Annotated in this window: 9 protein-coding genes; 8 read left to right on the forward strand and 1 reads right to left on the reverse strand. The window is 46.6% G+C overall.

The features are described 5' to 3' along the window. The first annotated feature begins 23 nt into the window (after nucleotides 1–23). From mce to strainIA91_RS02420, 6 genes are read left to right on the forward strand one after another with little or no spacing between them, the layout of a single operon-like run. Complete coding sequence (mce, locus tag strainIA91_RS02395) at nucleotides 24–434, forward strand: methylmalonyl-CoA epimerase (RefSeq protein WP_400167503.1); 411 nt, start codon at nucleotides 24–26, stop codon at nucleotides 432–434. A gap of 31 nt (nucleotides 435–465) precedes the next feature. Beyond that, nucleotides 466–2,013, forward strand: a complete 1,548-nt coding sequence (locus strainIA91_RS02400) for an acyl-CoA carboxylase subunit beta (protein ID WP_400167504.1) — start codon at nucleotides 466–468, stop codon at nucleotides 2,011–2,013. Nucleotides 2,014–2,021: 8 nt separating this feature from the next. Beyond that, nucleotides 2,022–2,465, forward strand: a complete 444-nt coding sequence (locus strainIA91_RS02405; protein ID WP_400167505.1) for an OadG family protein — start codon at nucleotides 2,022–2,024, stop codon at nucleotides 2,463–2,465. 3 nt (nucleotides 2,466–2,468) lie between these two features. After that, on the forward strand, nucleotides 2,469–2,906 hold the full coding sequence (locus strainIA91_RS02410) for a biotin/lipoyl-containing protein (protein ID WP_400167506.1): 438 nt from the start codon (nucleotides 2,469–2,471) through the stop codon (nucleotides 2,904–2,906). Then, nucleotides 2,906–4,042, forward strand: coding sequence for a sodium ion-translocating decarboxylase subunit beta (locus tag strainIA91_RS02415; protein WP_400167507.1), 1,137 nt, complete (start codon nucleotides 2,906–2,908; stop codon nucleotides 4,040–4,042). The genes strainIA91_RS02410 and strainIA91_RS02415 overlap by 1 nt, the downstream gene beginning before the upstream one ends. Before the next feature lie 9 nt (nucleotides 4,043–4,051). Continuing rightward, on the forward strand, nucleotides 4,052–4,918 hold the full coding sequence (locus strainIA91_RS02420) for a hypothetical protein (RefSeq protein WP_400167508.1): 867 nt from the start codon (nucleotides 4,052–4,054) through the stop codon (nucleotides 4,916–4,918). Here strainIA91_RS02420 and strainIA91_RS02425 read toward each other — a convergent pair. Further along, the gene (locus strainIA91_RS02425; RefSeq protein ID WP_400167509.1) at nucleotides 4,908–6,167 is read right to left on the reverse strand and encodes a serine hydrolase domain-containing protein; all 1,260 of its coding nucleotides are present in this window, start codon (nucleotides 6,165–6,167) and stop codon (nucleotides 4,908–4,910) included. The two genes, strainIA91_RS02420 and strainIA91_RS02425, sit on opposite strands and share 11 nt — an antisense overlap. A 339-nt stretch (nucleotides 6,168–6,506) precedes the next feature. On the opposite strand from strainIA91_RS02425, the gene strainIA91_RS02430 reads away from it, so the two are divergent. Both strainIA91_RS02430 and strainIA91_RS02435 read left to right on the forward strand, forming a co-directional pair. Further along, entirely contained in the window at nucleotides 6,507–9,809 is a 3,303-nt protein-coding gene (locus tag strainIA91_RS02430; protein ID WP_400167510.1) for a carboxypeptidase regulatory-like domain-containing protein, read from the forward strand. Nucleotides 9,810–9,842: 33 nt separating this feature from the next. Beyond that, a complete protein-coding gene (locus tag strainIA91_RS02435; RefSeq protein ID WP_400167511.1) occupies nucleotides 9,843–12,122 on the forward strand; it encodes a hypothetical protein in 2,280 nt (759 codons plus the stop codon). The last annotated feature ends 14 nt before the right edge of the window (nucleotides 12,123–12,136 follow it).

Genomic DNA, 12,136 nt, shown 5'->3' on the forward strand with positions numbered 1-12,136 from the left:
CAGACTAAGAAATTGAGGGTAACATGATTAAAGGAATTTCACATATTGGGATTGCAGTCCGCTCACTGGATGAACAGATACCCTATTACAAAGATGTATTGGGTCTCCCGTTGTTGGGGATTGAAACGGTTCAGGACCAGGGTGTTAAGGTTGCGATGTTTCAGGTGGGAGATACACGGATTGAACTCCTGGAACCCCTGTCCGAAGAGAGTCCCATTGCTAAGTTTCTTGAGAAAAGGGGAGAAGGGTTTCATCACATCGCCTATGGGGTGGATAATTGTGAAAGCGCCCTTAAAACGGCTGAAGAAAAGGGAATCCGTCTCATAGACCACAAACCCCGTTTAGGTGCCGGTGGGCATTTGATTGGATTTCTTCATCCCAAATCCACCTATGGGATTTTAACTGAACTGACTCAGGAACACGAAGAATCATAAGCCATCCTTCAATCAAAAGGAGAAGACAGGTATGTCGATGCAGGAGAATTTGAAAAAACTCCGGGAAATGCGACAGAAAGCATTGGAAGGGGGCGGAGAAGCCCGGATTGCCAAACAGCATGAAAAGGGTAAGCTGACCGCCCGTGAACGAATCGATTTTTTACTGGATAAAGATTCCTTTGAGGAATTTGATATGTTTGTAACCCACCGAAGCCGGGATTTCGGTCTGGATAAGAAGAAATATTTGGGTGATGGTGTGGTAACTGGGTATGGGACCATTGACGGCAGACTGGTCTATGTATTTTCCCAGGATTTTACGGTACTGGGGGGAAGTCTGAGTGAGACCTTTGCCATGAAAATCTGTAAAGTGATGGATATGGCCATGAAAATGGGGGCTCCTGTCATTGGTCTGAATGATTCCGGTGGTGCCCGTATTCAGGAAGGGATTATGTCCCTTGCGGGCTACGCAGATATTTTCCAGCGGAATGTGGAAGCCTCCGGTGTGGTTCCCCAGATTTCCGCCATTTTGGGCCCCTGTGCCGGTGGGGCTGTCTACTCCCCGGCGCTGACGGATTTCATCATCATGGCGGAAGAGACATCCTACATGTTTATCACCGGCCCGAAGGTTGTGAAAACTGTTACGAACGAGAATGTCACAGAAGAGCAGTTGGGTGGGGCCATGGTCCATGCCTCCAAGTCTGGTGTGGCCCAGTTTTCGGCAGAGAATGAAGAAGAAGCCCTGGGAATTATCCGGAAACTGATCAGTTATCTGCCACAAAACAACCTGGAAGAAGCACCCCTGGTATCAACCCATGATCCCATTAACCGGGTGGATGACGAATTGGCTTCTATCATTCCTGATTCCACAAACCAGCCCTATGACATGAAGGATATCATCTACCGGATTGTGGATGACGAGGAATTTCTGGAAGTATCCCGCCACTTTGCCCCCAATATGATCACGGGCTATGCCCGCTTTAACGGCCGGTCGGTAGGGATTGTAGCCAATCAACCCAGCTATCTGGCGGGTGTTCTGGATATTAATGCCAGTAAAAAAGCCGCCCGCTTTGTCCGCTTTTGTGATGCCTTCAATATTCCCATCTTAACCCTGGTGGATGTTCCCGGTTTCCTGCCGGGTACTGCCCAGGAGTACCGGGGAATCATCAGCGAAGGGGCAAAACTGATTTATGCCTTTGCCGAAGCGACGGTACCGAAAGTGACGATCATTACACGAAAAGCCTACGGCGGTGCGTATGATGTGATGAGTTCGAAACATCTCCGGGGCGATGTGAATTATGCCTGGCCAACGGCTGAAATCGCTGTGATGGGTGCCGAAGGGGCCGTTCAAATCCTTTACAGGAAAGAATTGGAAGATGATTCGGATGGTCACCGTATGAATGAACTGGTGGAAGAATACCGGGAAAAATTTTCAAATCCCTTTGTCGCCGCAAGCCGGGGTTTCGTGGATGATGTGATCGATCCGAAAAATACCCGTTTTCGCATTATCCGGGCCTTCGAAAGCCTGCTGACAAAAAAACTGACAAATCCCCTGAAAAAACATGGAAATATTCCTTTATAGGAGATGGCATGTTCAAATACAAATTGACAGCTGCATGTCTGGCGATAACCACTCCCCTCTTTTCGGCCATGGCCGGTAAAGGATCCGGTTTTATTCTGAAAATTACCATATCCGGTTTCCTGATTGTAATGGTGGCACTCACCGTCGTCTATCTTTTTGTCATGTTGATAAATACGGTGTTAAAGATGGCCTTTGAATATCAGCACAAACGGGAAGAGCGCCGGAAACTGGAGAAGGAAGTGGGAGAAAGTGCCGAGGGAAAAGGGTCAAAAATTCCCGATGACACAGCCACGGCGATCATGATGGCCGTATACCTTTTCAGACGCCAGAGCCTGGAAGAAGAAAAAGCCAAACTCACATTTGAACGGTGGGCAAAACCCTATTCGCCCTGGTCCAGCAAAATTTACGGACTCAGGCAGCCTATCGTGACCATCAAACGAGCAGGGAAGTAGAAGATGAAAAAGATGAAATTTCTGATCAATGGAAATCCCTATGAACTGGCCGTAAAGTCTATCACTGATGATTCGGCAGTTGTAGAGTGCAACGGCACCGATTATGAAGTGGAAATTCTGGAATCACGGGCGGAACAAAAAACACCGCGCCTGGTCCGTAAAAATGTAGCTCCTTCCAGTTCTGAAAAAGTGGAGCGGACCCATAAACCCACAGAGCATGTCGGCAGTCAATATATTAAAGCACCCATTCCGGGAACTATCCTCTCAATACTTGTCAATCCGGGGGATTCGGTGGAAATCGGCCAGGTTGTGGCAAAAATGGAAGCTATGAAAATGGAAAACAATATCATGGCTTCGTCAGATGGTGTGGTAAAAACCGTGAATGTCAAACCGGGAAGTTCTGTGCTGGAAGGTGAAGTCTTAATTACCCTGGAGGTTTAATGGATATCGTCTTTGAATTTTTACGCTATTCAGGATTCGCCAATATAACCATAGGCCACGTGATTATGTTGATTGCCGGCGGTATCTGTATCTATCTGGGCGCCGCAAAAAATTATGAACCTCTCCTCTTGGTTCCCATCGGTTTCGGCATTATTGTCGGAAATATCCCCTTTCTGGAAGGCGGTGGATTACAAATCGGAATTTATGAAGAAGGTTCTGTCATGAATTATCTCTACTATGGCGTTTTAAAAGGAATTTATCCTCCCCTTATCTTTTTGGGGATTGGAGCCATGACAGATTTTTCCGCCCTTTTGTCTAACCCGAAGCTTGTGATTCTGGGTGCGGCAGCACAGATGGGTATTTTTCTGACCTTTTTAACGGCGAATTTTCTGGGATTTACCATTCAGGAAGCAGGAGCTATTGGTATTATCGGAGGAGCCGATGGTCCCACGGCGATCTTCCTTTCATCAAAACTGGCGCCTCATCTCATGGGTGCCATTGCCATCGCTGCCTATTCCTATATGGCCCTGGTACCGGTGATTCAACCCCCCATCATGAAATTGCTGACATCGGAAAAAGAACGGAAAATCCGGATGAAACCGGCACGACAGGTAAAAAAAGTTGAAAAAATCCTGTTTCCCATTCTGGGTTTTATTGCCACAACGTTTATATCTCCGGGTGCACTACCACTTCTGGGGATGCTCTTTTTTGGAAATCTGCTGAAAGAAAGTGGAGTGACCGAACGGCTGGCCAATGCGGCACGAGGCCCTATCGTGGATTCGGTGACCATTCTGCTGGGATTAACAGTCGGTGCTTCGACTCAGGCGACGACTTTTTTAACGAAACAATCGATTATGATTTTTGTTCTGGGAGCAGCCTCATTCATGGTGGCGACAGCCAGTGGTGTTTTGTTTGCCAAATTCATGAATCTCTTTCTGAAAAAAGAAAATAAAATCAACCCCCTCTGTGGAGCCGCCGGTGTAAGTGCCGTACCGGATTCGGCCCGCGTGGTTCAACATGTGGGGATGGAATACGATAAGACAAATTATTTGCTGATGCATGCGATGGGTCCGAATGTGGCAGGTGTGATTGGCTCAGCGGTAGGTGCCGGAATCCTCCTGGCTGTTTTGGGCTGATAGGTTTTTATGAGAAAATATGCCCTTTTGGCCGGATTTTCTCTCTTTGCGTTTGTTGTATCCGTTCAATGGCTGAAAGGACAATCCCCGGATTCTTTTACATGGCTCCCCGATTCAGTTTGCTGGAATGGATATATATTAAAAAAAACTTCCGAAGATCATCAGTTTTGGTATGCTGTGCTGATGAAAGAGGATGATACACTGACTGTTTTTGACCAGGGCTTTGACCGGCGAATGACCCGGAGTGCCTTTATCCCCCTTCCGGATAAAAATGACTCCATGCTGATGGTTGAACAATTCAGCGGAGGTGCTCACTGCTGCTGGTCCTATACCGTACTCAATGATACCCTTGATTCGGTTTATGTATTTTTCAGGTCTACGGATTATCCTGTGGGATATGGTGTGACTCTTGAGGATTTAAATCAGGACGGAATTCCGGAATGGATCCAGTCTTTGCTCACGTTTGATTATTTTCTCGTGTTAAGTCATGCCGTTTCACCCATTATTCCGGTTGTCTTTAAATATGAAGAGGATGGACTCTATCCTGCCAATCCTGAATTCAGGGAAGTGCTTCTCCGACAAATTCATGACAGTCAGCAGATCGTGCGGAATTCATCGCCCATCCATACACCCATCGAGTGGAATTCACCGGATATCGAATTGTTTTCTCATCTGCTCCGGGTTGTTGTAACACTTTTCTATGCAGGTGAATATGATCAGGCAACGGCATTGTTTAATAAATATTATACAGCCCGGGATTCCCGGATTGTTTTTGATCAGATCATGCAAAAGTTAGAGACCTGTCAGGTATTTCAGTCTATCTATCAGCGGTACCCGGCAGCCGATACATGCTGCCCGGCCGATTCTAGCGGTTGAACAGCTTTTGCCAGAATGTCTTCTCCTGATATCGGTTCCGGACTTTGGGATCTTCCCACCGTTCTTTCCACACACATTCCGGGTTTTGTTTGGTCAGATCCAATGCTTCGTAAACCTTCGAGTGGACGAGTTGCCGCCATTCAAAATAATTGGGATATTTATAACGGCGATGAGGATGAACCGCATTAGTAAGGAGAATGACGAAAATGTCATGATCCGGATCGATCCACATGGATGTCCCGGTATAACCCGTATGGCCGAAACTGTTGGGACCGGCATACACACCGGCGGAGGATTCTCCCTGGGGACTGTCCCATCCCAAACACCGGGAGTTATCCAGCAGCATGTAAGCTCTTTTGGTGAAGAGTTCAACGGTCTCCGGCTTGAATATGTCAATATCCTTATAAGTCCCTTTGTTTAAAAACATCTGAGCGTAAACGGCCATGTCTTTACCGGTTGAGAAAAGTCCGGCATTACCGGAAATTCCTGCCAGTCCTGCGGCAATTCCGTCGTGGACTCGTCCCCGGATAAACCTTTCTTCCTGTTCGGAATATTCTGTGGGAACGATCCGGTCCATCCAGTCTGACGGGGGAAGATAGGTGGTATGGTCCATCCCCAGTGGCGTGTAAATATTCTTTTTCACGTACTCATTCACAGGGAGTCCCGATACCCGCTTCACCATTTCACCCAGGGTAATGAATCCAAGACAGGAATACACATAGCGGGTCCCGGGAAGTGTATCCAGATCCGTACTCAGAATGGAAGCCATAATACTCTCGGGAGTTTCTTTGCTGTAATCAAATGATTTATAAGCCGGAAGCCCGCTGGTATGCGTCAGCAGGTGCCGTATGGAAACCAGTTCTTTCATCAGCGTGGCTGTTTCAGTACTCCCTTTAAATTCCGGAATATATTTTACGATAGGATCTTCCAGTGAAATCTTTCCTTTTTCATACAAATCCATGACAGCCGGCGTTGTGGCCATAACTTTTGTGATGGATGCCAGGTCGAAAATATCATCGGACCGGGTTTTTTCCTGTTTTTTATAGGTATGAAAACCATAGGATTTATGATATTGCACACCGTCTTTATCACCCACTACCAGTACGGCACCCGGCCAGGCGCTGTCGCTGATGGCCGCTTCAATAATGGTATCTACTTCCTTAAAAATATTTTCTTCTGCCCCAAAGACAAACAGGGGAATCAGGAATAAACTTAGCAACAACTTGATAACATGTGTTTTGTATATCATAACATTCTCCTAATTTTTCCAAAGATACAAAATTATCTGAAGAAGAGATAGTCAGTATAAAATGAGTGAACAAGAAGTTTTTAAACGAAGTTTAAGAACTACCATTTCTTTTGATTTGTATCTTGACTTCATATTGGTTTTTCAGTAACATTTCTTTCGAAGAGCATAAATAAAGACGGCAGAACATCGGCGAAATCAAAAATGTTCTGTATTTTCACAGCAAATTAATGAGAACCAGAAATTAAAAGGAAAGCAGCAGACAAGTTGATAACGGCGAAAGTGTGTTTGCGAGATAAATTTTTATTAGTCGTAACTCTATAGAAGATAAGGAGCTTATACATGAAATTGTTGAGAGGTTTACTAGCGCTTACAATGCTGTTCGGTCTTGCCTATGGACAGACGTCGGGTAAGATCATGGGGACAGTAACGGACCAGAACGGTAATCCTTTACCGGGGGCCAATGTAATAGTAGAGGGGACTGTTTATGGTGCTGCGGCGAATCAGGATGGATTTTATGTAATCCTCAACGTGCCACCGGGCGTCTACTCAGTCTCTGCTTCTTATGTGGGTTATGCCACGTTGACCCAATCCGGAGTCCGGGTGGAAATTGATTTGACGACTCAGGTGAATTTTGCCTTAAAACCCCAGGCTTTTCAGGGGGAAACGGTCACGGTTGTGGCCGAGCGGAAGGTCATGCGGGTAGATGTGGCTTCAAGCCAGACCAACCTTGGATCTGAACAGATAGAAGATTTACCGGCCACCAGTGTGGAAGATGTCATTGGCATGCAGGCCGGTGTGAGCGGGCTCGAAGTCCGGCAGGGTGGAACCGATGAGCTGGCATATATGATGGATGGTGTGTCCATGAAAGATGACCGGACCGGTCAGCCTGTTTCCGGAGTACCTTTAAGCTCTGTACAGGAAATCATGATTCAGTCCGGTGGTTTTAACGCGGAATATAGTGACCTCCAGGCCGGGGTGATCAATGTGGTGACCAAAGAAGGACGTGTTGATAAGTATTCCTTTGACGGGACCTTTAAATACAGTCCGGCTGCTCCGAAACATTTTGGGATGTCCATTTATGATCCCAATTCAATATATATGCGTCCCTGGCTGGATGATGAAGTTGCCTGGTGGGGAACGGCACCGGAGACTTTCGAAGATCTGAATAAAGATGGATATTGGGATCCGGGCGAACCTTTCAATGACCGGAACGGGGACGGTGAATACTACAACCCCTGGGATGAGCACACACGGAAAATGTATCCGGCCTTTCAGGGATGGAATGCACTTGCCAGTGACCGTCTGGCCAATGATGATCCCAGTGATGATATAACGCCCACCGGTGCACAGCAGATTTTCGAATGGCAACACCGCCGCCAGGGGGATATCACTGAACCGGATTACAATATTGATGTAGGACTTGGCGGACCGGTTCCCTTGGTCAGTAAATATCTGGGCAATCTCAGGTTCTATGCCTCTTTCCGGAAGGAAAAGGATATGTACATGGTGCCTTTGGCCAGAGATGCCTATGAAGAGTGGTCTCTTTCAACCAAAATCACTTCAGATATCACAAATAGAATTAAACTCCAGCTGACCGGCTTTCATAAAAAGACGGATGCTTCCTCAGCCAGTGAAACCGGGCTACCCTCCTATTTTTCTTCAACCATCTGGGGAGTCGCCGGCGCTTTTGGAAGCAGCTCCCAGCAACGGTCAAAGATTTTTTATCCTCACTACTATTGTCAAACGGATATTTGGAGCGATGTTTTTTCAGCAAAACTGACGCATCAGCTCAGTGGGAAATCCTATCACGAAACATTGCTTGAATACCGCTCCACTGAATATCTGACAGGTCCGGCAGACCCCCGGGATTTTACACCACGGTACAACGTGTTGCCGGGTACCGAAGGTGAAGACCAGTACCTTGTGGACGAAGCTCCCTGGGGATTTGATACCGATCTGTCAAAAAGTATTGACGGATACATGATTGGTGCAAAAAGTAATGCCCGGGATTCAACCAAAACATGGGCATTCAAGGCCCGGTGGGATTTTATTTCCCAGGTCAATCAGAATAACCAGATTAAAACCGGTGCCCAGTTTGAGTATTTCAACTATGATATGAATTATGGTGCCATTAACCCTGCCCTTCCAGCCGGTCGTCCATGGACGGATTGGGAAAAATCCCCCTGGCAAATCGGTGCCTATATCCAGGATAAACTTGAATTCGAAGGCTGGGTGGCGACCGTAGGGTTGAGAGGCGAATATTTCAATCCCAATACAGACTGGTTCGATTATGAACCCTTTGACAGAACCATTAAGACTGTCGCTTCCAAGGAAGTTACGGATGAAGATGATCTGCCCATGAAACGGGCTAAAGGCCTCTTTACCCTCATGCCCCGTATCGGTATTTCGCATCCCATTACGGTTGATTCGAAACTCTACTTTAACTACGGTCACATGAGACAACGCTTTTCACCCTCTGAGCTGTTCGGAATCCGCCGGGTCTATGGGGGTTCTCTCTCATACCTGGGTGATCCTGAGCTTCCCATGGAAAAAACAATCGCCTATGAGCTGGGTTATGATCACTCACTCTTTGATAAGTACCTGGTCCATATTGCGGCGTATTATAAAGATAAATCCGATCAAGCCACTACGGTCCGTTATCAGGGCGTAGGTGGTGTTGTGGATTATTATCAGTATAGTAATTTGTTGTACCAGGATATCCGGGGACTTGAAATTGAACTCCGGAAGCGGATCGGTGACTGGGTTACGGGATTCGTGAACTATGAATATTCTGTCTATTCATCCGGTAACTTTGGTGTAAGATCCCAGAATGAAAATCCGGCGGTTCAGCGTGACACAGAGCGGAATATCAATCTCCAGAAACAGTATAAACCGGTTGCTCTGCCACGGATTAAATACAACGTTGCTTTTAAAACACCTCATTATTTCGGTCCGGAAATGGGCGGACTGGCACCCCTTGCCAACTGGCAGATTGCTTTCACCGGTACATGGCGGAAGGGCGGTTATCATACGTTTGGAAACAACCCTTCTATTATCAATAATGTGCGCTGGGTGGATAGCTGGGGACTGGATATGCGCGGTTCCAAATCAATATCACTGAACCAATTCAGAATCCAGATCATTGCCGATATTTATAATATTCTCAACAAGAAATCACTGTCCACTGCCGCACTGGGTGATTCCTATCTCGTTCCGGGAGTGTATGATATGTATCAGGAGTCCCTACACTTCAATGAAAGTGTGTATGAAGAGTTAGGACTCAGACATATCGCCGGTGATGATAAAATGGGATACTACCGTGACCCGAGTGTCCCTTATCAGCCGCTGAAATATACATCGCGGGCTTCAGGACTCACACAACCTGATCCGAAGACTTATTACTATGTGGGTGATGTGGCTGACCTTCAGGAACTCTTTCCCGATGAAAATATTCCGGAAAATCTTTCTGATACGGAACGGTATGTACAGTATGTGAATAATGAGTGGACTCGTGTTGATAAGAGTACAGTCCAAAAAGTTCTGGATGACAAAGCCTATATTTTCAATCCTGTGAATGAATCGTTTCTCTTTTTGGCTCCCCGGGATATCTTCCTTGGCATCCGGATTTCTTATGATTTCTAATAAGACGAAGGTAATGAAAAGAAAAGGAAATACATGATGAATAGAACTTCAAAAATATGGACAGGACTCATACTGATCTTTCTGTTCCTTGGCTTGACGACGACGGCTGAAGCGCAGGTTGAAGCCAGGTGGATAAAGGTCGGTAATCTGCATAATTTCTATCAGGCACACGGATCTGAGCCTGAAGAAGCATACGGGTCTGAACAGCAGTTTGGATTCCGGTGGCCGGCCTGGTTTGATCACCAGGATATGCAGGCTGCCAAGGCGATCTGGATTGGTGTCAAAGATTTTGACGATCCCATTGCCAACCAGGTCTATCCCTACAAAGTGGTCCATACCGGTCCCCGCCCTGTATCCGGATCGGAAACGAACGAGATTATGCCTGTTGAGCTGAAAATGGTTGCCCGTTATAATGCACCGACGGTTTTGGTGGACGGTGCCGTTGCCTCTGATCTCTTTTACGATGATCAGGTGGATGAACTGGATCTGAACCTCCCATCGGACAGGATGATCTATAACGAATGCAATACATCAGTCGGTATCTCTTTTACCCGGAAGATCTATGCCTATACCCAGCAATACATGGACAATTTCTTTATCTATGAGTATACTTTTACCAATACCGGTATCTGGAATATCAACGGGGATACCTTCGATGACAACCGAACCCTCGAAGGGGTTTATTTTCACTGGCAATTCAGAAATGCAGTGGCCGGTGAAGGAACTGTAGAAACAGCTGCAGCCAGTGACTGGTACGGACGCCCCGGTTGGAATACGCCCCGGGATATGCGCTGGGGAATCAACACCATGAATGATGTGCTGGGGACCAAACCGGATAAACCAAATTTTACCAATGATTATGAATCAGATGAGCGCTATACATCCACTATTTTGGATACTCAAACCGGTGTGGATAAACTCATAGATCCCAATGCCGGTGTGACGCCGGAAAATATCATGCGTTTTTATGTCAGCTGGCATGGATATCACAGTGAGTTGAGAGATGTCTATGATAATATCGGATCTCCAAATTACCGTGGATATGCACCGGACGGCCGTCTGGGCGCATGGCAGTACATGGGCGCCGTAACCATACATGCGGATAAATCTCCCACGGATCCCACCGATGATATTAATCAGCCGGCCAGCACACCCTATGTGGAATCAAATGCCCAGGAAACCCAACCCAATGACCAGTTCAGTGCCACACGGATGCAGAATGAATATTTGGGACTTCTGGATGTAGGTCATCCGGTTGCCGGAAGTCATGCCGTACAGGTGGGATTTGCCAATCCCGATGAATGGCAGAATCCTGCAGGGGGTTACTCACAAACCATGGCTTTTGGACCCTACACCCTTGCTCCCGGAGAAAGCGTGAAAATCGTCTGGGCTGAAGCGGCCGGCGGATTGGGACGTTCTCCCTTCGGACGGGAAGGAGATATTCGGGGTGAAGTGGGAAGAAACTGGTACGATGTGGTTGCAGAAGGGAAAACAAAGACTCTGACGTTTCCTGATGGAACAACCCGGACTGTCAGCACAAAAGACGATGCTGATTTGTATAAAAACACCTGGGTATATACAGGCCGGGATTCTATTGTCCAGGCTTTTCGCCGGGCGATAGACCTTTACCGGAACAAAGGACTCGATCTTGGTACCGAATATCCTCCGGCTGCTCCATCTTACTTTGAAGTCACATCTCAAGGAAACCGAATAGCTTTGAATTGGGATGCAAGTGAAGATGAAGCGGAATCCTGGTTTGAAGGATATAAAGTGTATCGAGCCCAGGGAGACCGTTGGGATTCAACCTATATTGAAATTGCGGATCTGAATAAAACCGATGGAAATATTGCCAACGAATTTTTTGATTATACAGCAGTCCGCGGTCAAAGCTATTACTATTTTATCATCTCCTATGATGACGGAAGCCGGAATACCATTGAACCCGGTGTTCCTTTATACAGCAGTCCCCACCTGACCCGTACCAACACAGCTGCCACTTTGCAGAAACCACCGGCTGAAGATATGAGTGAAATCCGGGTGGTACCGAATCCCTACAATATTTCAAATATCAATTACCAATATTCTGGTGAACCAAATAAGATCATGTTTGTAAACCTTCCCAATGAATGTAAAATTAAGATTTTTACTGAACGGGGAGATCTGATCTATGAAATGGATCATGCAGGTAGTGGTGACCGGCGCTGGGATCTGATTACATCCTCACGCCAGATTGTAGTGAGCGGTGTATATATTGCAACTTTCGAAGATCCCGACGGCAATATGGTGTATCGTAAATTTGTAGTGATTCGATAATAGAGAATATGAGG

The sequence above is a fragment of the Candidatus Neomarinimicrobiota bacterium genome (genome assembly GCA_041154365.1).
Classification (GTDB): Bacteria; Fidelibacterota; Fidelibacteria; order Fidelibacterales; family Fidelibacteraceae; genus Fidelibacter; species Fidelibacter multiformis.

Excerpts from the sequence above, each read along its gene's own strand:
- mce (WP_400167503.1), top strand. The coding sequence starts at position 24 with ATGATTAAAGGAATTTCACATATTGGGATTGCAGTCCGCTCACTGGAT.
- strainIA91_RS02400 (WP_400167504.1), top strand. The coding sequence starts at position 466 with ATGTCGATGCAGGAGAATTTGAAAAAACTCCGGGAAATGCGACAGAAA.
- strainIA91_RS02405 (WP_400167505.1), top strand. The coding sequence starts at position 2,022 with ATGTTCAAATACAAATTGACAGCTGCATGTCTGGCGATAACCACTCCC.
- strainIA91_RS02410 (WP_400167506.1), top strand. The coding sequence starts at position 2,469 with ATGAAAAAGATGAAATTTCTGATCAATGGAAATCCCTATGAACTGGCC.
- strainIA91_RS02415 (WP_400167507.1), top strand. The coding sequence starts at position 2,906 with ATGGATATCGTCTTTGAATTTTTACGCTATTCAGGATTCGCCAATATA.
- strainIA91_RS02420 (WP_400167508.1), top strand. The coding sequence starts at position 4,052 with ATGAGAAAATATGCCCTTTTGGCCGGATTTTCTCTCTTTGCGTTTGTT.
- strainIA91_RS02425 (WP_400167509.1), bottom strand. The coding sequence starts at position 6,167 with ATGATATACAAAACACATGTTATCAAGTTGTTGCTAAGTTTATTCCTG.
- strainIA91_RS02430 (WP_400167510.1), top strand. The coding sequence starts at position 6,507 with ATGAAATTGTTGAGAGGTTTACTAGCGCTTACAATGCTGTTCGGTCTT.
- strainIA91_RS02435 (WP_400167511.1), top strand. The coding sequence starts at position 9,843 with ATGATGAATAGAACTTCAAAAATATGGACAGGACTCATACTGATCTTT.